Annotated in this window: 19 protein-coding genes; 7 read left to right on the top strand and 12 right to left on the bottom strand. The window is 68.2% G+C overall.

The window, feature by feature from the left end; translation table 11 throughout:
- Positions 1–93 precede the first annotated feature (93 nt).
- Both DPV74_RS26635 and DPV74_RS26630 read right to left on the bottom strand, forming a co-directional pair.
- Positions 94–858: an RNA polymerase sigma factor gene (locus DPV74_RS26635; protein WP_119338270.1), complete on the bottom strand. Its 765-nt coding sequence runs from the start codon at positions 856–858 to the stop codon at positions 94–96.
- Between the two features lie 250 nt (positions 859–1,108).
- Entirely contained in the window at positions 1,109–1,408 is a 300-nt protein-coding gene (locus DPV74_RS26630) for a YXWGXW repeat-containing protein (protein ID WP_119338269.1), read from the bottom strand.
- Positions 1,409–1,729: 321 nt separating this feature from the next.
- On the opposite strand from DPV74_RS26630, the gene DPV74_RS26625 reads away from it, so the two are divergent.
- Positions 1,730–3,415, top strand: coding sequence for a metallophosphoesterase family protein (locus DPV74_RS26625; RefSeq protein ID WP_119338268.1), 1,686 nt, complete (start codon positions 1,730–1,732; stop codon positions 3,413–3,415).
- A gap of 66 nt (positions 3,416–3,481) precedes the next feature.
- On the opposite strand, the gene DPV74_RS26620 is transcribed toward DPV74_RS26625, so the two are convergent.
- On the bottom strand, positions 3,482–4,093 hold the full coding sequence (locus DPV74_RS26620; protein ID WP_162923144.1) for a C39 family peptidase: 612 nt from the start codon (positions 4,091–4,093) through the stop codon (positions 3,482–3,484).
- Positions 4,094–4,268: 175 nt separating this feature from the next.
- Between DPV74_RS26620 and DPV74_RS26615 the strand changes: the two genes are divergently transcribed.
- Together DPV74_RS26615 and yddG are read left to right on the top strand one after the other, a co-directional pair.
- A complete protein-coding gene (locus tag DPV74_RS26615) occupies positions 4,269–4,508 on the top strand; it encodes a hypothetical protein (protein WP_060085395.1) in 240 nt (79 codons plus the stop codon).
- The gene (gene yddG / locus DPV74_RS26610; RefSeq protein WP_162923143.1) at positions 4,492–5,436 is read left to right on the top strand and encodes an aromatic amino acid DMT transporter YddG; all 945 of its coding nucleotides are present in this window, start codon (positions 4,492–4,494) and stop codon (positions 5,434–5,436) included. The genes DPV74_RS26615 and yddG overlap by 17 nt, the downstream gene beginning before the upstream one ends.
- Before the next feature lie 76 nt (positions 5,437–5,512).
- Here yddG and DPV74_RS26605 read toward each other — a convergent pair whose 3' ends face one another.
- Together DPV74_RS26605 and DPV74_RS26600 are read right to left on the bottom strand one after the other, a co-directional pair.
- Positions 5,513–6,145 carry a LysE family translocator gene (locus tag DPV74_RS26605; protein WP_059697771.1) on the bottom strand — a complete coding sequence of 211 codons (633 nt, stop codon included), beginning with the start codon at positions 6,143–6,145 and terminating at the stop codon, positions 5,513–5,515.
- 124 nt (positions 6,146–6,269) lie between these two features.
- A complete protein-coding gene (locus DPV74_RS26600; protein WP_119338271.1) occupies positions 6,270–7,166 on the bottom strand; it encodes a LysR family transcriptional regulator in 897 nt (298 codons plus the stop codon).
- 318 nt (positions 7,167–7,484) lie between these two features.
- Between DPV74_RS26600 and DPV74_RS26595 the strand changes: the two genes are divergently transcribed.
- Entirely contained in the window at positions 7,485–8,333 is an 849-nt protein-coding gene (locus DPV74_RS26595; RefSeq protein WP_119338265.1) for a sulfite exporter TauE/SafE family protein, read from the top strand.
- A gap of 366 nt (positions 8,334–8,699) precedes the next feature.
- Here the strand turns inward: DPV74_RS26595 and DPV74_RS26590 are convergent, their stop codons facing one another.
- Positions 8,700–9,650, bottom strand: a complete 951-nt coding sequence (locus tag DPV74_RS26590) for a LysR substrate-binding domain-containing protein (RefSeq protein WP_059697360.1) — start codon at positions 9,648–9,650, stop codon at positions 8,700–8,702.
- A 109-nt stretch (positions 9,651–9,759) separates the two neighbouring features.
- Here DPV74_RS26590 and DPV74_RS26585 point away from each other — a divergent pair, with 109 nt between their 5' ends.
- The 3 genes from DPV74_RS26585 to DPV74_RS26575 all read left to right on the top strand — a co-directional run bounded on the left by DPV74_RS26585 (position 9,760) and on the right by DPV74_RS26575 (position 11,976).
- Positions 9,760–11,085 (top strand): D-serine ammonia-lyase, encoded by a 1,326-nt coding sequence (locus DPV74_RS26585; RefSeq protein WP_060359159.1) that lies wholly within the window; start codon positions 9,760–9,762, stop codon positions 11,083–11,085.
- Between the two features lie 55 nt (positions 11,086–11,140).
- Positions 11,141–11,395 carry a hypothetical protein gene (locus DPV74_RS26580; protein WP_027791787.1) on the top strand — a complete coding sequence of 85 codons (255 nt, stop codon included), beginning with the start codon at positions 11,141–11,143 and terminating at the stop codon, positions 11,393–11,395.
- Positions 11,396–11,676: 281 nt separating this feature from the next.
- Entirely contained in the window at positions 11,677–11,976 is a 300-nt protein-coding gene (locus DPV74_RS26575) for a DUF4148 domain-containing protein (protein ID WP_027791788.1), read from the top strand.
- A gap of 100 nt (positions 11,977–12,076) precedes the next feature.
- Here the strand turns inward: DPV74_RS26575 and DPV74_RS26570 are convergent, their stop codons facing one another.
- The 6 genes from DPV74_RS26570 to DPV74_RS26545 all read right to left on the bottom strand — a co-directional run.
- A complete protein-coding gene (locus DPV74_RS26570; protein ID WP_027791789.1) occupies positions 12,077–13,873 on the bottom strand; it encodes a GGDEF domain-containing protein in 1,797 nt (598 codons plus the stop codon).
- Entirely contained in the window at positions 13,870–15,000 is a 1,131-nt protein-coding gene (locus DPV74_RS26565) for an extracellular solute-binding protein (protein ID WP_119338264.1), read from the bottom strand. The genes DPV74_RS26570 and DPV74_RS26565 overlap by 4 nt, the downstream gene beginning before the upstream one ends.
- A gap of 215 nt (positions 15,001–15,215) precedes the next feature.
- The gene (locus tag DPV74_RS26560; RefSeq protein WP_059683764.1) at positions 15,216–16,802 is read right to left on the bottom strand and encodes an aldehyde dehydrogenase (NADP(+)); all 1,587 of its coding nucleotides are present in this window, start codon (positions 16,800–16,802) and stop codon (positions 15,216–15,218) included.
- Between the two features lie 64 nt (positions 16,803–16,866).
- Positions 16,867–17,799, bottom strand: coding sequence for a dihydrodipicolinate synthase family protein (locus DPV74_RS26555; RefSeq protein ID WP_059683765.1), 933 nt, complete (start codon positions 17,797–17,799; stop codon positions 16,867–16,869).
- A 31-nt stretch (positions 17,800–17,830) separates the two neighbouring features.
- Positions 17,831–19,405, bottom strand: coding sequence for a UxaA family hydrolase (locus tag DPV74_RS26550; protein WP_059683767.1), 1,575 nt, complete (start codon positions 19,403–19,405; stop codon positions 17,831–17,833).
- Positions 19,406–19,437: 32 nt separating this feature from the next.
- Positions 19,438–20,305, bottom strand: an 868-nt coding sequence (locus DPV74_RS26545; RefSeq protein WP_119338263.1) for an MFS transporter, incomplete at its 5' end; no start/stop codon positions are given.

Genomic DNA, 20,305 nt, shown 5'->3' with positions numbered 1-20,305 from the left:
GCGCCCATGCCTCGGCGGCCGCGCGCTCGCCGTCCGGCCAGCGCCGCGCATCCGAGCCGTACGCGGCGACGATGGTACGAAATCGTTCGGGTGTCATCGGATGTCCTCGCTAGGTGAATCGCCGGCCAGTTGCGCGCGCAAGTTTCGCCGCGCGCGCGCGAGCAGGCTTTCCAGCGCGTCGACGGTAATGCCCATCAGGTCGGCCGCCTCCATGTTCGACATGTCCTGATAGTACTGGAGCACGAGCGCTTCGCGCTGCCGCGCCGGCAACGCCGCGAGCGCCTGCCGCACGCGCGCGTCGCGCGAGCGGGTCTCCGCGCGGATGGCCGGCTCCGGTTGCGGATCGGGCACGTCGGGCAACACGTCGGCCGGTTCCTCGCGGCGGCCGCGCAAGCGGTCGTAGCACAGGTTCAGCACTACACGATGCAGCCACGTGTCGAACCGTGCCTCGCCCTCGCGCCAGCCCGGCGCCTGTTTCCAGATCCGCAAGAACGTCTCCTGTGCGACGTCCTCGGCTTCCGTGCGGTCGCCGAGCATGCGCGTCGCGAGTGCGAGCAGCCGCGGCAGCTTGCGCGCGACGAGCACGCGCACGGCCGACGCGTCGCGCGCGCCGACCCGTGCCACCAGCGCGGCGTCCGGATCGCCGTCGCTCAACGCGGGGCGCTCCAGCGCATCGCGCGTCTGTGCCGCGGCGCGCTCGTGAATGCGCCTGTCGGCAGACCGAAGCTCATCGTCGTGCTCTCCTTGCATGCGCCGCGCCATTACCCGGCCCCGCCCCACCGGCGGTTCGGGATCGCCGCACGCATCGCGCGCGGCATCGGCAAGGTCCGTTTCATCGGCATCCGTTTCAGGCCGCATGGCGATCGTGTCGATCGGTTCGATCGGATGCCGGCCGCCCGGTCGCGCAAGCGGCGGCCGGCGCGCTCAATATACGACGACCGGCGCGGGCCGGTAATAGGCCGGACGCGCCGGCACCACGACACAGCCGGCCAGCACGATGGCTGCGGCTGCCAGTATCACCACGGTTCGAAAGGGCATCGCTGCGACTCATGACGTTGCGGGAAGGCGCCGCCGCGCCGGCACCGCGTGCCGTGCGGCGGCATGCGCATCAGGCCCAGTGACCCGGAACCCAGCGCCACGCTGGACCGCGCGCGGCCCAGTGGCCCGGCACCCAGTGATAACCGACGCGAACCACTTGCCAGTGGCCTGGAATCCAGACATAACGACCCTGGCGCCAGTGCCAGTGGCCCTGGTCCCACACGTAGCCCGCGCGCGGCGCCGGCATCACTTCGACACGAGGCGGCGGCGGCGCGTAAGGCGCGACGATGACGGCCTGCGCGAACGCAGCGGACGCAGCCAGCGCGGCCACGCATGTCGTGGCAAACCGCAACGGAATGGAAAGCTTCATGAAAGACTCCGACGTAGCAGGTATCGACCGAAAGCGGCCGTTCATGCGTTAAACGGCGCAGGTGGTCAGAATCCGTCGCGATGTCGGCAAATAAATATCGGCCGAAGCGAACGCGCGCCGCCGCGGGCCGGATGCCCCGATCCGCAAGCTCGGCAGGCGCCGGCGCTGCCGCGGGTTGCCGTGCTGTCACAACCCGGCAAAACTGCGCTCCGACAATGTCCGGCACCGGGATCCCGCTCGTTTCCGGCCCACGCCCCGGCCACGCTTACGCACGGCCGGGCGGTTCCGCATCTCGCGTCTCCATCCACGAAAACACCGACCATGTCGAACCAGGACAACTCCCCGATCCAGCCGAACGAGCCCGCCGCGTCCGTCTCGCGCCGCGGCTTCCTGAAACTCGCCGGCGTATCCGGCCTCGCCACCGTCGCCGGTGGCCTCGCGGCAGCCCGGGCCGCCGCGTCGACCCCGGACGGCACGCCCGAACAGGTCCACCTGACGTGGGGCAACGACCCGACGTCGGAAGTCGTGATCTCGTGGGCATCGCTCGCATCGGCCGTCAATCCGCGCGCGCGCATCGTCGCCGACGGCGAGCCGCCGCGCACCGTGCATGGCGTCCAGCGCCTGTACACCGACGGCCTGAACGGCGAGACCGTATTCGCGTACCACGCGCGCGTGCACGGGCTGAAGCCGAATACGCGCTACCGCTACGAGATCACGGCCGACAACGACAGCAATGCCGCGCAGCCGTTCTCCGCGCATTTCTCGACCGCACCGCGCGGCCGCGCGCCGTTCCGCTTCACGAGCTACGGCGACCTTGCGACGCCGAACGGTGCCTGGGTGCTGTCGTCGCCGCAGAGCCGCTTCGCGGTGCAGGCCGTCGAGCAGTTCCAGCCGCTGTTCCACCTGCTGAACGGCGACCTCTGCTACGCGAACCTGAACCCCGCGCACCAGCCCGAGGTGTGGCGCGATTTCGGCAACAACAACCAGACGTCGGCCGCGAATCGTCCGTGGATGCCGTGTCCCGGCAACCATGAGATCGAGTTCAACAATGGTCCGCAGGGGCTCGACTCGTATCTCGCGCGCTATACGCTGCCGGAAAACGGCACGCGATTCCCGGGGCGCTGGTACAGCTTCCGCGTGAGCTCGGTGCTGTTCGTGTCGCTCGACGCCGACGACGTCGTGTACCAGGATGCCGCCGCGTTCGTCGGTGGCCCCGCGCCGCTCGTGCCGGCCGCGAGCACGGGCCGCCCGCCGATCGAGCCCGGCACGTCGTTCTACGTGCGCGGCTACAGCAACGGCGAGCAGACGCGCTGGCTCGAACACACGCTGCGTCATGCCGCGCACGACGACGACATCGACTGGATCGTCGTGCAGATGCACCAGGACGCGCTCAGTTCGTCGAAGACGGGCAACGGTTCCGACAAGGGCATTCGCGAAGCGTGGCTGCCGCTGTTCGACCGTTACGGCGTCGACCTCGTGCTGTGCGGCCACGATCACGACTACGAGCGCAGCTACCCGGTACGCGGCTGCAATCACCGCGCGGGCGTCGATGCGACGACCGGCGAAGTAGTCGAGACGCTGCAGCCGCGCCCGGTCGGATCGAACGACCCGGACCGCACGACGTTCGACACGAGCCACGGCACGATCCACCTGATCCTGGGCGGCGGCGGCACCAGCGCGCCGCTGGACGTATACGGCGAAAACCCGGCGACCGGCTTTGCGCGGGCAAAGGTGTTCACGAAGCCCAACCGGCCGGTGCCGGGCACGGCGCCGAATACGTTCGTGCGCCAGCCGGCCGATGCGCTCGAGGATGCGATCTGGTCCGCGCGTCGCGATACCGGCACCGGCTACGGGATTGCCGTGTTCGACCACGACCCGGGCAAGCCGGGCGGGCATACGACGATCACGATGCGCTACTACCACGCACCGGGCGCCGACCAGCACCCGACCGCCGACTACACACTGTTCGAGACGATCGAGCTGAGCAAGAAGCGCAACGACCGGTGATCGGTCAGGCGCCCGTTGCGACGGGCGCCTGACGCTGTGCGCGCGGGATTCGTTGCATGCGCAACTTCATGGGGCAATCAGGATGCCGCGGTTCGCGAAATAGCGGCCGAACGTGGCGCGCGGCATCGCCACGTTGCGCTGCGTGCGCACGTCGAACCCGGACGGATTGTGGAACAGCCAGTCGCCGGTGTCGCGGTTCGCGCCGAACACGAGCACCAGGTGCCCGCCGCGCGACGGCGGCTCGAAGCCGTCGTGCCGGATGCCGGGATGCACCGACGCCATCAGCATGTGCCCGTCATGCAGCTTCGGTTCGAGCGCGGCCGAATCGATCCCTTCCACCACATCGCCATCGATCCCGTAGCGCTCGCGCACCCAGTGCACGAAGGGCCGGTAATGCAGACGCTTGCCCGTGTCGCCGAGTTCGGGCCGGTAGACGCCGAACCCGACGGCCTCGCGTACCAGTTCGAGCAGCGGCACGATCGTGTTCGAGCGGTATGCGAGCAGCATCTTCAGGCACGCGATACCGCAGATGTTCGGGCTCCACTGCGCGTATTCTTCCGGCGTGCTTGCGCCGGAGCGATGCCACAACGGGTCGTCCTCCGCGCGCAATTCGCGGGACACGAACCGCGAAACCAGGTGCATCGATTCCCACTGCGAGAAATACGGCACTTCTTTCATGGCTTCCCTCCCTGAAAGCGCGATACGGGCGACGGGCTTCAACGAAAACCGGACCAACTGCTCGATGCGAATCTGCCGCGCGACTATACCGCGATGGCGCACGGGCACCTGTTGTACGCCCGTCGCAAGCCATTGCGCGACGACACGCGGTAGACTGCGCGCCTCGTACTCCGCCATGAGCGGGACGTTCGCGACCGTCAACTGCTTCGGCGAAGACGACGGGACGACGCCGTTCGGCGACGACGAGGCATCCGGGGTCGGCGGCCGTGGCATGTCGATCCCGGTGCGCGGCCGGCACACCGGGATCGAGACCATCCGGATCGACGTACCCGTGGGTCCCGCGCAGGCGGAACCGAATCATCCGATAGCGAATTTGAATGTTGAAACAGGCAGGACGCATGAAGCGCAAGAATAAGGCAACGCTCGCCGGGCTCGGCGCGGTGTTGTTGTGGGCCTCCGTGGTCGCCCTCGTTCGTGGAGTCAGCGAAAGCCTCGGCGCGACCGGCGGCGCCGCGATGATCTATACGGTGGCCTCCGTGCTTCTGCTGTTCTCGGTCGGGTTCCCCGACCTGAGCCGATTCCCGAAAAACTATCTGCTCTGGGGCGGGCTGCTGTTCGTCTCGTACGAGGTGTGCCTGTCGCTGTCGATCGGCTATGCGAGCAACGGCCGGCAGGCGATCGAAGTCGCGATGGTCAACTATCTGTGGCCGAGCTTCACGCTGGTCGCGGCAATCGTGTTCAACAAGCAGCGCGCCAACCTGCTGGTCGTGCCCGGCGTCCTGCTGTCGATGCTCGGAATCTGCCGGGTGCTCGGCGGCGACCAGGGGCTCGATCCGTCCGGCATGCTGCACAACGTCACGGACAATCCGCTGAGCTACGGCCTCGCGTTCTTCGGTGCGCTGATCTGGGCCGGCTATTGCACGGTGACGGCGCGCATCGCGGACGGCAAGAACGGCGTCACGCCGTTCTTCATGCTGGTTGCGCTGGCGCTCTGGATCAAGTTCGCGGTCGAAGGCGGCGGCGGCATGACGTTCAGCCTGCAAGCGGCCATCTACATCGTGCTGGCGGCATCGGCGCTGGGGTTCGGCTATGCGGCCTGGAACACCGGCATCATGCACGGCAACGTGACGATCATCGTCGGCGCATCGTATTTCACCCCGGTACTCGCCGCCATGCTCGCCGCGACGCTGCTGCATGCGCCGCTGTCGATCGAATTCTGGCAAGGCGCGTCGATGGTATGCGGCGGGTCGATCCTGTGCTGGCTCGCGACGCGCGGCCGGCGCAACGAAAAAGCCGCGCCCGTGCGGGTCGGCAACGAAGCGCAGGGCAACAGACAGGGCTGACGAAACCGGGCGCGTCCGTCACGATGCAACTCGGAAGCACCCTGCGATCCCGCAACCCGTCGGCCACTCACTCGCGTCAGCTGCGCGACTCCAGTGCGATACGCACGGCGAGTCCCGCCAGCACCGTGCCCATCAACCAGCGCTGAACCGACGCCCAGACCGGCCGCCCCGCAAGAAAACCCGCGATGGCGCCGGCCATGCAGGCAATCAGCGCATTCACGCTGACGCTCACCGCGATCTGCACGCTGCCGAGCGCCAGCGATTGCGCGAGCACGCTGCCGTGCCCCGGCGAAATGAACTGCGGCAGCAGCGACAGATACATCACCGCGATCTTCGGATTCGCGAGGTTCGTGACGAAGCCCATCGTGAAGAGCCTCGCGCGGCTATCGTGCGGCAGTTGCCTGACCTGGAACGCCGAGCGGCCGCCCGGCTTCAGCGCCTGCCACGCCAGGTACGCCAGATAAAGCGCACCGGCAAAGCGCAGCACGTCGTACGCATACGGCACGGCCAATACCAGCGCGGTGATGCCCAGCGCCGCGCACACCATGTAGAAGACGAACCCCAGCGCGACGCCGCCGAGCGACACCAGCCCGGCACGGCGGCCCTGGCAGATCGAGCGCGACACCAGGTAGATCATGTTCGGCCCGGGCGTCAGCACCATGCCGAGCGACACGAGTCCGAATGCAAGCAAGGTGGGCAAGGCCGGCACGGCAATCTCCTTCGGGGCGAAGCGGTCAGGGGGCGAGTTTGATCAATGTATTGCATCTCGATCACCATCGGCATGAATAAACTGCAAGCCGCCCATGAGCGCTTTTCATCGCACCGGCCGTTCGTTACCGGCTCCTTTTCGCGCGCGCGTGAATCGCCTTCGCCGCCTTCGCGCGTTGCGCGTCGACGAGCCGCACGAACGCATCGGCGATCGCATTGCCGGACGCGTTCCACGACAGCCGGACGGAACGATGCAGCCGTGGCGAAAGCGCCAGCACGCGGCCGCCGAACGGCGTGTACGTGAGCGTGATGCGCGGAACGATCGACACGCCCATGCCGGCCTCCGCCATCGACAGGATGGTGCGCATCTCGACCACGTTGAACGCAGCGTGCAGCAGCGTGCCGCTGCGCGCGAAGTAATCCGCGATCACCGGCCCGCATCCTGCCTTCGAGAAAATGAACGGGGCCGCGGACAACTGCTTCGCCGACACGCTCTTGCGGCCCGTGAACATGCCATCCGCCGCCACCGCGACGAAGTCCTCGTCGAGCAGCGGCAGCGTGTGCGCGAAGGTCTTCGTGCCGGCCACCACGCCGACGTCGGCGGTACCGTCCTCGATCCACCCTTCGACTTCGCTGTCCGTGCCTTCGAGCAGCACCGCCGACACGCCCTGGTGCATCTCCTTCAGCGCCTCGAGTGCCGGCACGACGAATGCCAGCGACACGCTTGGCAGCGACGCGACCACCAGCTTCCCTTCGAGCTTGCCGCGCGACAGGCTGAACTGCTGGCGCAGCAACTGCGCTTCGCGCACCACGTTCTGGATGTACGGCCACAGGCGTTCGCCCGCCGCCGTCAGGACGACCGGCTGCCGGTCGCGCCAGAGCAGCTTGACCTCCGTGATGTCTTCCAGCTCGGTCAGCGCATGACTGATCGCGGATTGACTGCGGCTCAACCGGTCGGCCGCGGCCGTGAGCGAGCCGAGTTCGACCACGGCCGCCAGGGCCTGCAACTGCGCAAGGGTCATCGGGTTTCCTTGTTCCAGTAGATGCATATCGCGCATGAGGCGATACATGGTCATGAATTATATTGAACCGCGCACATGATCGCGCCGACGATACCGATGGCACGCCGCGCCCCGCGCCGAATGCCCTCCGCAACGCTCGGGTAAGATGCATCCTCGAACCGCGCGTCGATTGCCTGCGGACCCGGCCGCGCAACGATGCGGCGCCGTGCGATCGACGCCCGGCCAAGCCGATCCAGAACACATGCGTGCAACACGCACGCGCCGCAACGGGCTCCTTCGACAGCGCTCGCTGCCGGATATGCCGCGACAAGCCATTCCATGATGCATTTCAATCTGACTGAAGGTGTGCTGGTTTCCAGCCTGCAGGGGCTCGGCGCGTTCGATCTGGCCGGCATCGCCGTCGCGCTGCTGCTGGGCGGCATGGCCAAGGGGATCACCGGCATAGGCGTGCCGCTGATCGCGATGCCGATACTCAGCCAGTTCCTGCCGATCCGGCATGCGGTGCTGCTGCTGTCGATGCCGATCATCCTCGGCAACATTCCGCAGGCGCTGGAAGGCGGCCAGGTGCTGGCGACCGCACGCAAGATCGCCGCACCGATCGCGGGCACCGTGATCGGCAACATCGTCGGTGTCGCGATCCTGCTCTCGCTCAATCCGGGTCATGCGCAGGCGGCGTCCGGCGCGCTGCTGATCGTCGCCGCGACGCTGATGCTCGCCGCGCCGAAGCTCAACCTGCCTCCCGCTTGGCAGAAGCCCGTCGGCTTCGCACTCGGCTTCGGCGCCGCGCTGATGGAAAGCATCGCGTCGGTTCCCGGCCCGCTGCTCGCCACCTACCTGATTTCGTCCGGCGCAACCGGGCGCGTCTTCACGAAGCAGATCGCGATCATCCTCGTGGTGTCGATCGTCACGCTGCTCACGACGTTCAGCGGCGCCGCGCACGCGAGCGCCGCCGACCTCGCGATCTCGGCGGCGGCCAGCCTGCCGGCCATTGCCGGCACGTGGCTCGTTCGCCCGCTGCGGGACAAGATGTCGCCCCGGAGCTTCAGGATGGTCGTGTTGCTCTTCGTGCTCGTCGCGGCATCGCAGATGATCTGGAAATCGGGCGTGTTCCGGCACGGCGGATCGCACGTTACCCAGGTGGACAACACGCACGCGGGCACGCACTGACGGGCGGCGGATTGCCATCGATCCCGCATGCGTTCTGAAAGCTGCCGAGCGTAGTATTCGCGGACCCGGCGTATCGCCGCGCCCGACGATGCGAACGATACGTCACCGACTGTCCTGCTCGCACGCCGATGTCCGCATCGGCGCTGCCACGCTTTCAGAGACCTGCAATGGAAACCTACGTGTTGCTCGGCTGCGGATTCGGCCTTGGCCTGTTGATCGCCGTCTGGGGTATCTGGCAACTCAAGTAACGCTCGCCAGCCGCGTCCGTGCGCAAGCATTCCGTATGGAGACGGACGGGAAATCGTAGTTTGCGGCGCTCATTTCTCAACTCCTTCGCACTCCGATCCGGCCATCCGGCAGCTTCGGCTACCCGTGCCGGCTTCCGTTCGAAAGCAAGCGTGACCGAGCCGCATCGAAGCGTGCACACTCGGCCTTGAGCCAGTCCGAAAAAACCGTGGTGCGCGGATCGTCGGGATTGCGTGACAACAGCATGTAGCGCGCCGGCGCACGCACGTGCCTGCCGAAAACATCCACGAGCCGTCCGCTCGCGATCTCGTCATGTACCAGCGCGGCGCGCCCCATCGCGACGCCCTGATGGTTCAGCGCGGCCGTGATTGCCAGGCTGGAGAAATTGAACTGCGGGCCGTCAAGATGCGCCATCCACGCGGGACGAACCGCCTCCAGCCACGTGCGCCACTCCACGAACTCGGGTGCGCCGCCCCACGGAGCCGCGTCGTGCAGCAGGACGACGCCGTCCAGCGACTCCCCGCCGGCAAAGGACGGATGCTGCGCCAGATACGCGGGCGTGGCGACCGGAAACAGGATTTCGTCGAGGATGGCCTCGGCATGCAGCCGCCCGTATTGCACCGGGTCGTAGCGCACCGCCACGTCGATGTCGTCGGTCTCCATGGCCTGACGATCCAGCACCTGAAACTCGGCCTTCACGCGAACCGGCACGTCCGGTTGCAGCCGATGAAATTCGGACAGGCGCGGCATCAGCCATTGCAGCGCGAGCGACGGCAGACAGCTCACCTGCAGCGGCGCGTCCGGCATGCCGAGCGCCTGAAGCGTGCGATGGATGTCGCCGAACGCGCTCGACATCGTTCCGAGCAGGGTCGCGCCCTTCTCGGTCAACTTCAGCCCGCGCGCCTGACGCACGAACAGCGGGTAACCCAGCCGGTCCTCCAGGTTCCGGATCTGCTGGCTCACGGCGCTTTGCGTCAGGTTGAACGCCTGTGCCGTCTTCGTGAAGCTCAGCAACCGGCCGGCCGTTTCAAAGCACAGCAACGCACCAAGGATCGAACCGTCGAGTCGCATATTTATAAGTCGGGCTAATGCATTCATTAGAAATCGGCGCTTTTGCGCAACCGGTTCGAATCGTAGCATTCAAGCCTGATTCGCCGCTCATCCGACGCAAGACCGATCCATGACCTTCACGCTCCAGCCTTCCGATCTATTAGCCAAGCTGCAATCTCGCCACCCGCTGCTGTGGCTGAACCCCCACGCCGGCAGCCCGCTGCCGCACGACGCGCCGACGATCGACGCCATTGCGATGGCCGAAGCGCGGCTGGCGCGCTGCGAACCGCTGATGGCCGAGCTGTTTCCCGAACTCGCGGCGAGCGCAGGAAAAATCGAATCGCCGCTGATGCCGGCAGACAGCCTGCAGCGCAGCTTGTCGCTCCCGGCAGACGAACACGGCGTGTGGTTCATCAAGCGCGACGACGCACTGCCGGTCGCCGGCTCGATCAAGGCGCGCGGCGGCTTTCACGAAGTGCTCGCGCTCGCGGAGTCGATCGCGATCGAACACGGCCTGCTCGAACCCGCGGGCGACCGTCGGCTCCTCGCCTCGACCGCCGCACGCGAACTGTTTGCCGCGCACACCGTCATCGTGGGCAGCACCGGCAATCTCGGCCTGAGCATCGGCGTGATGGCCGCCGCGCTGGGGTTCGAGTCGGTCGTTCACATGTCGACCGACGCGAAGCCGTGGAAGAAGGCGCGCCTGAGAGCACGCGGCGTTCGCGTGATCGAACATGACGGCGACTACGCGCAAGCCGTCGCGGCGGGACGCTCGCAGGCACGCCATCAACCGCGCAGCCACTTCGTCGACGACGAAGGCTCGCTGATGCTGTTCCTCGGCTACGCGGCCGGTGCCCGGCATCTCGCCGCACAGCTCGCCGGGGCGGGCCGCGGCGTGGATGCGGCGCATCCGCTCTTCGTCCATATCCCGTGCGGCGTCGGCGGCGCACCGGGCGGCATCGCCTATGGTCTCAAGGCGCTGTTCGGCGAGCACGTGCATTGCTTTTTCGCGGAACCCGTCGCTTCGCCGTGCATGCTGGTCCAGCTGGCCGCCGGCCCCGGGAAGCCCGTATCCGTCTACGACGCGGGGCTCGACAACCGGACCGAGGCCGATGGCCTGGCAGTCGCGCAGGCGTCGCACCTCGTCAGCCCGCTGATGGCGTCCCAGCTGTCGGGCGTCTTCACCGTCAGCGACGCGCAGCTTTACGCGCAGTTGCTCGCGGTCCGGCGCGCGACGGGCGTGGAACTCGAGCCGTCGGCCGCCGCTGCCGTCGGCGGCCCCGGCTGGCTGACGCACTCCCCGGCCGGAAAGGACTACGTCCATCGCCACGCGATCGACCTGCGCCGGGCGACGCACGTCATCTGGGCGACGGGCGGCTCGCTCGTGCCGCCGGAAGAACATCGCCGCTTCCAGTCGCATGCAAACGCGCTCGCCGGTGCAGCGCCCGGCGCCTGATCCACTCAAGCCGGTGCGTCCAGCCCGGTTCCCGAAGACGCGTTAGACTGTCCGGATGGAACAATGCCGTTATTGCCAGAGAATCCGCGATGAATGGGATTGCCACGGTGACGAATGCCGCCGGGCAATCGCCAAGGCGCTGCGCCGGCAGCGCGCGGGCCTGCCCATGGTGCCCGATCGCATCCGCAACGAACTGCCGTCCGGCGCGCCGACCCAGCAGGTGATCGCCGTGCTGTCGCGCCAGCGCCTGCGCGCGCGCCGCGGCAACGAGGAACGCCGGGAACGCAAGGAAATCGACGACGACGTCTGACCCGTCGGCAACGCAACCCTCCCGCCGCCTCTCCACCCGCGCCTTCGCCGCCGGGCACCCGTCGTGCACGCCATCCGCGTCGCGCGCATTCGCTCCGCTCCCTTGCAAATCCGGCAACATCGAATAGGGACGGAACGCGCATATCCCGGAATTATTACTCCAGCGACAACGATCTTTCACCAAAACTCACGTTTACCCTAGGTCGACCGGCGCCTACGATGTAATCAACCGCTTACGACATGGTGTCGAACGCGGAAAGCCAATAAACATCGGAGGTCATCATGAAATCGCTCGTTTCCGCAGTCGTTGCCGCTGTCGCCCTGTCCGCTTCGTTCGGCGCATTCGCCCAAAGCACCGTGACCCGCGCGCAAGTGAAGAACGAACTGGTTCAGCTCGAACAAGCCGGCTACAAGCCGAGCCAGGCGAGCCCGCACTACCCGGCCGACATCGAAGCCGCGCAAGCCCGCGTGCGCGGCGCCGACAACAGCGGCTACGGTGCGCAACCGGCCGCGACCGTCCAGGGTGGCGCACCGGTCGTCAAGGTGCAGAACCCGCGCGACTCGGTCTACTTCGGCCACTAAGCCTGCCGCCGCGCGCCTTCGCGCGCAGCCTGCACCATCAACGAGCCCGTCCCGCGACGGGCTCGTTGCGTTTGCATCGCACGTATCGTGCGACCGGCCGTCACCGGCTTTCGCCCGACGCGACGCGGCCGGCCGCTTCGTCCGCCCCACCGCCGGCGGCACTCCCGCTGCCGACCAGTTCCTGGTAGCGCACGTATGCGCATTGCGCAGACGCCTTCGCCGCGTACATCGCCGCGTCGGCCTTGACGAGCAGTTCCTCGGCGGACGCGCCGTCGGCCGGAAACTCGCTGACGCCGATGCTCGCGCCGACGGCCATGCGCCGGTCGCCGAACTCCAGTTCTTCAGCCATCACGAGCTGGATGCGCGACGCGACGTCGCCGATCACCGCCGGTGAGCGCACGTCCGCGATCAGCACGATGAACTCGTCGCCGCCGAGCCGCGCGACCATGTCGCCGCCGCGCAGCACGAGGCTCAACCGCTTGGCGACCGCGACGAGCGCGCGGTCGCCGGCCGAGTGCCCGTGCTGGTCGTTGATCTGCTTGAAGCGGTCGAGATCGACGAACATCACGGCCAGCCCCTCATGCATCGCGGCCGCACGCCGGATCGCGGCATCGAGCTGCTCCATGAACAGCAGGCGGTTCGGCAGCGCGGTCAGCGCATCGTGGCCGGCGAGGTGCGTGAGTTCCAGTTGCTTCGCGCGCAGCATCGCGACCTGCGTGCGGATCTCGACGCGCATGCTGTCGAAACAGCGCGCGAGCACGCCGATCTCGTCGGCGCGCCCGACCGGCAACTGCTCGGCGGCCGGATCGTCGAACACGTGCGTCGCCGCGCGCGCGAGCGTCTGCAGCGGCCGCGTGATCGCGCGCGCGAACAGGATCGCGAGGATGACCGCCATCAGGCTCGACACGAGCACCATCCGGATGATCCGTTCGCCGAGCACGCCGGCCGGCGCCAGCACGTCGGCCAGCGGGCGCCCCATCCCGAGCACGACGAAGCGGTTGCCCTCGTCGTGCCCGAACGGCGTACGCGCGAACGCGAACATCTGCCCCGGCGCATCGGCGGGATCGGTCAGGCCGTTGAGGGTAACGTTCGTGCGGGCGCTGTCGAACAGCGCGCGCGTGACGGCGAAGCGGTCCTGCATCAGCACGCGCCGCCCGCGATCGAAGCCGAACGTCTGCGACGGATCGGGGTGCACGAGGAAATCGCCCCACTCGTTCGCGAGATACACCGCGTAGTCTTCCGGCAGATCGCGCTCGAGCCGGTCGAACACGCGCGACAGTTCGACATCGACGACGAGTGCGCCGACCGTCTGGCCCGACGCGTCGACGACCGGCGTGCCCACGCGCAGGATCGGCAGCCCCTCGGCCGCGTGCGTTCCCGTCTCGTGGTTGATCACGATCGGCGACAGGTAGATATGACCCGGTGCCGTCGCGAGCGTATCGAATACGTAGGAAAACTGTCCTTTCTCCTGGAACGCGCTGTCCGGCAGCACGACGATGCCGTGCGCATCGCGATCGACGCGAATGCGTTCGATCCCGAAATCCCCGCGCGCGATCAGGCGAACCTGCAGGTATTCCGGGTGATTTCTCATGAAGCTGTAGAACACCTGCTCGAGCTCGAGCCGCGCGCGTGACGCGCCATCCCGGTTGTCGCCGCCCGAGACCAGCGCGCACGACGGCATCTGCGCGAGCACGAGCGCATCGTCCGCGACGTCGGACAGCGCGGTGGTGAAGCGTTGCCCGAGCAGTTGCGTCGACATCAGCAGGCTGTGCTGTGCCTCCTGCACGAGCATCGCGCGGTTCGCGCGATATGCGTAATAGCCGGTCGTGCCGGACGCGATCACGCCGATGCATGCGAACAGCACCGACAGTTTCGATGTGAGCCCGAGCCGGATCATTTTCCGAACCGCTCCGGACGGTCGCCCGACACGATGCGGCTCCACAGCGATTCGCGCCGCGCGATGTCCTCGACGGGCTGGAGCCAGACGAGATGCTGGTGCCCGGTATCGAGGCCCGGCGGCGGCGCGAGCGTGTTCGCGAGGCCCTGGCGTTCGGTCAGCAGCGCGCCGATCGCCGGTTCCAGCATGTAGTTGATCCACGCGAACGCGAGCTCGGGATGCTGCGCGCCGCGCGTGACGGCCCAGCAGTCGAGCCACGCGAGCGCGCCTTCGTCCGGGATCACGTAGCCGACGTCCGCGCCGGCGCGCCGCAGCAGTTCCACCTGCTGCGTGCCGTAATTGCCGAACATCAGCGCCGCGCGATGCTCGACGAACAGCGCGGTCGCCTCTTCAGGAAGCGTGTAGTACGTCAGCAGGTTGCGGCGCAGGTCGATCAGCTTGTGCGCGACGGCGAGCGTCTGCGCGGGCGACAGGCGGAACGGATCGGGATAGCCGAGCGCCAGCGCCGTGAACGAAAAATTGTGCTGCGCGCTGTTGAAGTCGAGCACCTTGCCGCGGTAGCGCGGATTCCATAGCTCCCGCATCGAGCGCGGTGCGGCGGAAACCTGCCTGCGGTCGTAGATCAGCCCCATCGACGAATACGTAAACGGGATCGCATGGGCAGCCCCCTCTTCGACGAGCCCGTCGATCGTCGCGAGCTGCTGGAAGTTCGGCAACTGCCGCCGCCGGTTCGGGATGCGCGACAGGTCGATCGGCGCGAGCAGACGTTCGTGCGCGTAGCGCTGGATCTCGGCCGTGTTTGCGGCCAGCACGTCGTACGGCGGCGGCGCCGCGCTGTGCATCCGCGTCCACAACGCTTCGTCGGAGTCGACGAACGTCACTTCGACGCGTACGTGAAATTGCGCCTCGAACGCGCTGACGACGTCGCGGTCCGCATAACCGGGCCAGGCCAGCACGCGCAGCACGTTGCCGTTGACGGTTTCGGGAGAGTCGGCGAAAGCCGGCAGGCCGGGCGCGAGCAAGCCCAGTGTCAATATGATGAGCAGCCTGCGCACGGCGCAGCGGGCGCGCGTACGTGCGCCGATTCCCCTGACTAATCGGACCCCGTGTGAATCGCCCGGCTGCATTCGACGTCCTTTTTCGAGTCGATGCGATATCCCGCAACGAGACCATAAAACGCATCGCCGCGCAATCGGCAGAAGCCGCACGCAGCGCGTGCGCGGCGACGACGGCGCCGCTTCGCCGGCACATCGCCGCACACGCATGAAACGCCGTCGGGCGAGCGGCCAATGATCAGTCGAAAGCGCGCCGTCGTCGCTTCACCGGTTCGGGAACCGGCCCGTCACGCTTGCGCATCGCGATGTCCGTCGATGGCGCGCGGCACGCCCAGCGGATTCGCATCGCGCAGCGCATCGGGCAGCAGCGCATCGGGCACGTCCTGATAGCAGACCGGGCGCAGGAAGCGGCCGATCGCGAGGCTGCCCACCGATGTCGAGCGGCCGTCCGACGTCGCCGGATACGGACCGCCGTGCACCATCGCATGCGCGACCTCGACACCCGTGCCGAAGCCGTTCACGAGAATGCGCCCCGCGCGCCGTTCGAGCAGCGGCATGAATGCACGCGCCGCGTCGTGATCGCCGTCGTCGACATGCAGCGCTGTCGTGAGCTGCCCGTCGAGCCGCTCGACGAGCGCATGCATCGTGTCGAGATCCGGGCAGCGCACGACGAGCGATGCGGGGCCGAACACTTCGTCGTGCAACCCGGGCTGATGCGCGAACCGGTCGGCCTGCGTCGCGAACAGCGCCGCGCGGCCCGCATGACGGATCCCGTCATCGGCCGCCGCGCCGCGCGCAAGCAATTCGACACCGGCCTGCGCACCAAGGCGCACGACCGCCTCGTCGTACGCGCGGTGAATGCCGGGCGTAAGCATCGCAGCCGCGGGCAGATCGGCCAGCGTGGCGGCGGCGGCGGCCTCGAAGCGCCGCAGCGCGGGGCCGTCGACGCCGAGAATCAGGCCCGGATTCGTGCAGAACTGACCGACGCCGAGCGTCAGCGCCGCCGCAAATGCGCGGCCGATCGCCTCCGCGCGCGCGTCGAGCGCATGCGCAAACAGCAGCACGGGATTCACGCTGCTCATCTCCGCGTAGACGGGTATCGGCTGCGGTCGCGCAGCCGCGAGCGCCATCAGCGCGACGCCGCCGCCGCGCGAGCCCGTAAAGCCCACCGCCTGGATGCGTGGATCGCGCACGAGCGCGGCACCCACCTCGTAACCGTCGTCGAACAGCAGCGAGAACGTGCCATCCGGCATCGCACATGCCTCCACGGCTTGCTGAATCGCGCGACCGACGAGCGCCGACGTGCCCGGATGCGCGGGATGCGCCTTCACGATCACCGGGCAGCCGGCCGCCAGCGCCGACGCCGTGTCGCCGCCCGCGACCGAGAATGCCAGCGGGAAATTGCTCGCACCGAACACGGCGACGGGGCCCAGCGCGACGTGCTGTACGCGCAGGTCGACGCGCGGCAGCGGCTGACGCGCCGGCTGCGCGGGATCGATGCGCACGCCGACAAAGTCGCCCGCCCGCACGACCTGCGCGAACATCCGAAGCTGCGCGACGGTGCGGGCGCGCTCGCCTTCGATGCGCGCGCGCGGCAGACCGCTTTCCGCGACGCAGCGCTCGACCAGTGAATCCCCGAGCGCGAGCAGCCTCTCGGCGATCGTGTCGAGAAACGCCGCGCGCGCGTGCAGCGACGTATGCGAATACGCGTCGAATGCCTGTGCGGCCAGCACGCAGGCTGCGTCGACGTCCTGCGCCGATGCGCGGCCGAACACGGGGGCAAGTACCGCGCCGGTCGCCGGGTCGATCGCCTGGAATCCCGCGGCGCCGGCCGCGCTGCGTCGACCGATCAGGGAAGCGCCAGAAATCTGCATAAATCGTCCTCGTTGAACATCGTTGAATCGTGAAATCGTTGAACCGTGCCGTCGCGCGCAGCGCTCAGCGGCCCCAGCGCAGCACAAGCGGATCGAGCGAGCGGGCGATCCGCAGCAGGCTCGCGCGCGTGTCGGGATGCATCGACGGCAGCGGATGACGCACGGCGTCCGACGCGATCACGCCGCCCGCCTTCATCAGCACCTTCGCGGTCGCGATGCCGCCTTGGCGGTTCTCGTGATTGATGAGCGGCAGCCAGCGCCCGTACTCGCGCTCGGCTTCGTCCGCACGGCCGGCCGCCCATGCGTCGACGATCCGGCGGATCCCGTCCGGATACGCGCCGCCCGTCATGGCCCCCGTCGCGCCTGCTTCGAGATCGGCCATCAGCGTGATCGCCTCCTCGCCGTCCCACGGCCCGACGATCGCGTCGCCGCCGAGCGCGATCAGCTCGCGCAGCTTCGCGGCCGCCTGCGGCACCTCGATCTTGAAGTACGACACGTTCGGAATCTCGATCGCCATCCGCGCGAGCAGCGCGGCAGGCAGGTGCGTGCCGCTCGCCGGCGCGTCCTGGATCATGATCGGGATGTCGATCGCATCGGAGACGCTGCGGAAGAACTCGACGATCGCCGCCTCGCCCGCGCGAAACGTCGCACCGTGATACGGCGGCATCACCATCACCATCGCGGCGCCCGCGTCCTGCGCGCGGCGGCTGCGCTGCGCGCACACGGTCGTGCCGAAATGCGATGTGGTGACGATCACCGGCACGCGGCCGGCGACGTGCTCGAGCACACAGTGCATCACCGCATCGCGCTCGTCGTCGGCGAGCGAGAACTGCTCGGAGAAATTCGCGAGCACGCACAGGCCGTTCGATCCCGCATCGATCATGAAGTCGACGCAGCGGCGTTGTCCGTCGAGGTCGAGACGGCCGTCGTCGGTGAAGATCGTCGGCACGACGGGAAACACGCCACGAAAGCGCGCGGATGAAATGTTCGGTTGCATCAGTGGCACTCCTTGCCGCAGAGGATTCAAATCAGGTGATCGCGCCGATCTGCCACGGCACGAATTCGTTCTGCCCGTAGCCGTGCAGCTCGCTGCGCGTCGCGTGGCCGGACGCCGCGTCGAGCATCATCCGGAACAGCGTCGCGCCGAGCGCGTCGATGCGCGCGCCGCCGTCGAGCACATCGCCGCAGTTCAGGTCGATGTCGTCGGCCTGCCGCCGCCACAGCGCGCTGTTGGTCGCGAGCTTCAGCGACGGCGTCGGCGCGCAGCCGTATGCGGAGCCGCGCCCCGTCGTGAAGCAGATCAGGTTCGCACCGCCCGCGACCTGCCCGGTCGCGGAGATCGGGTCGTAGCCTGGCGTATCCATGAACACGAGCCCTTTCGCGCGAACGGGCATCGCGTATTCGTAGACGTCGACGAGATTCGTGCTGCCGGCCTTCGCGATGCCGCCGAGCGATTTCTCCAGCACGGTCGTGAGACCGCCCGCCTTGTTGCCGGCCGACGGGTTGTTGTTCATCGCCGCGTGATGGCGCGCGCAATAGTCCTCCCACCAGCGGATCCGCGCGACCAGCTTCTCGCCGACGTCGCGCGACTCCGCGCGGCGCGTGAGCAAATGCTCGGCGCCGTAGATCTCCGGCGTTTCGGACAGGATCGCGGTGCCGCCGTGCTTCACCAGCAGGTCGACCGCCGCGCCGAGCACGGGGTTCGCGGTGATGCCCGAATAGCCGTCGGAGCCGCCGCATTGCAGGCCGACCGTCAGGTGGCTCGCATCGACGGGCTCGCGCCGCACGTCGTTCGCGGCGGCCAGCATCGACTCGACGAGCGCGATGCCCTTCTCGATCGTCTTGCGCGTGCCGCCGCTGTCCTGGATCGTGAACGTGCGCAGCCGCGCGTGCTCCGTCAGCCCCTGGGTTTCGAGCAGGCGCGGAATCTGGTTGGTTTCGCAACCGAGCCCGATCACCAGCACGGCCGCGAAATTCGGATGGCACGCATAGCCGCCGAGCGTGCGCTGCAGGATCGCGAGGGCGTCGCCGTCGGGGTCGACCGCGCAGCCGACGCCGTGCGTCAGCGCCACCACGCCGTCGACGTTCGGATACGCGGCGAGCGCGTCGGGGTGGATGTCGCGGCGGAAATGATCGGCGACAGCGCGCGCGACCGTCGCCGAGCAGTTCACCGACGTCAGGATGCCGATGTAGTTGCGCGTCGCGACCCGGCCGTCGGCGCGCACGATGCCGTCGAACGTCGCGCGCTGCGCCTCGGGCACGAACGCGGTATCGCGGGTGCCTTCGCCGAACGCGTAATCGCGCGCGAACTCGCCCATGTCGAGGTTGTGCGTGTGGACGTGCTGGCCGGGCCGGATCGGCTGACTCGCGAAGCCGATGATCTGGCCGTAGCGGCGCACGGGCGCGCCGGCGTCGATCGCGCGCGTCGCAATCTTGTGACCGGGCGGGATCAGCCCCGCGACGCTCACGCCTTCGTCGTCGAGGCGCGTGCCGCTGACGAGCTGCTCGACGGCGATGACGACATCGTCGGCGGGATCGAGCCGGATCGCGCGCGTGCGCGACGCGGCCGGCGGCTGCCGGGTTTCGGTGGGAAGTGACGACATGGTTCGGTTCCGGTTGAATCGGGCGACGGGCTTCAGTCGAGGCCCCGGTCGCGGTAATCGATGAGGCTCGCGCAGACGGCCAGGCCGAATGCCGCGACGACGAAGAACATCAGCGCAAGGAAATAGGTGCCGGTGAACTGCACGATGAGGCCGATCAGGATCGGCACGATGACGCCGACGATGTTGCCGCCGAAGTTCATCGCGCCCGCGAGCAGGCCCGCCCGGGACTGGCCGCCGAGCGCCGCCGGCACGCCCCAGAACATCCCGCACCAGCGGATGAAGAACAACGCGACCGACAGCAGCACGACGACGCTGACGAGCCCCGTCGCGAAGCTCACCGCGAGGATCGCCGCGGCGGACGCGAGGCCCGCGACCGAGAACATCGCGCGCATCACGCGGTTCGGCGCGCCGCCGGCCGCACGCCACTTGTCGGCGAGCCAGCCGCCGAACAGCTCGCCGACGAAGCCGCACATGAAGATGATGAAGGTCGCGCCGCCCATCTGCTTGAGGTCGAAGCCGTGCGCCTTGTGCAGGTAGCTGGGCATCCACGTCATCAGCCCGTAGAACACGCTGTTGTAGCAGGCCCAGCTCGCGAACATGAACAGCACGGAACGGTCGCGCAGCAGTTCGCGAAACGGCACGCTGCCCTTCGGCTCGCCCGCGCGGGCCGCGGCCGCATGCGCGGTCACGTGCTCGAGCTCGGCCGCGTTCACGCCGGCATGCTCGGACGGATGGTTGCGGATGTACCACCACGCGAAGATGCCGACGACGATCGTGCCCGCGCCCGCGACGACGAACGCGAGCCGCCACGAGCCGAGGCCCGCGATCAGCGCGGTGATGATGATCGCACCGCACGCCGAGCCGAGCGGCGCGCCGCCGTCGAGCAGCGCGGCGCCGCGG

Source organism: Burkholderia sp. HAN2018 (genome assembly GCF_024704855.1).
GTDB classification, from domain to species: Bacteria; Pseudomonadota; Gammaproteobacteria; order Burkholderiales; family Burkholderiaceae; genus Burkholderia; species Burkholderia cepacia.
The sequence above is the reverse complement of the archived record's forward strand: the minus strand, read 5'-3'. Positions and strand labels throughout refer to the sequence as shown.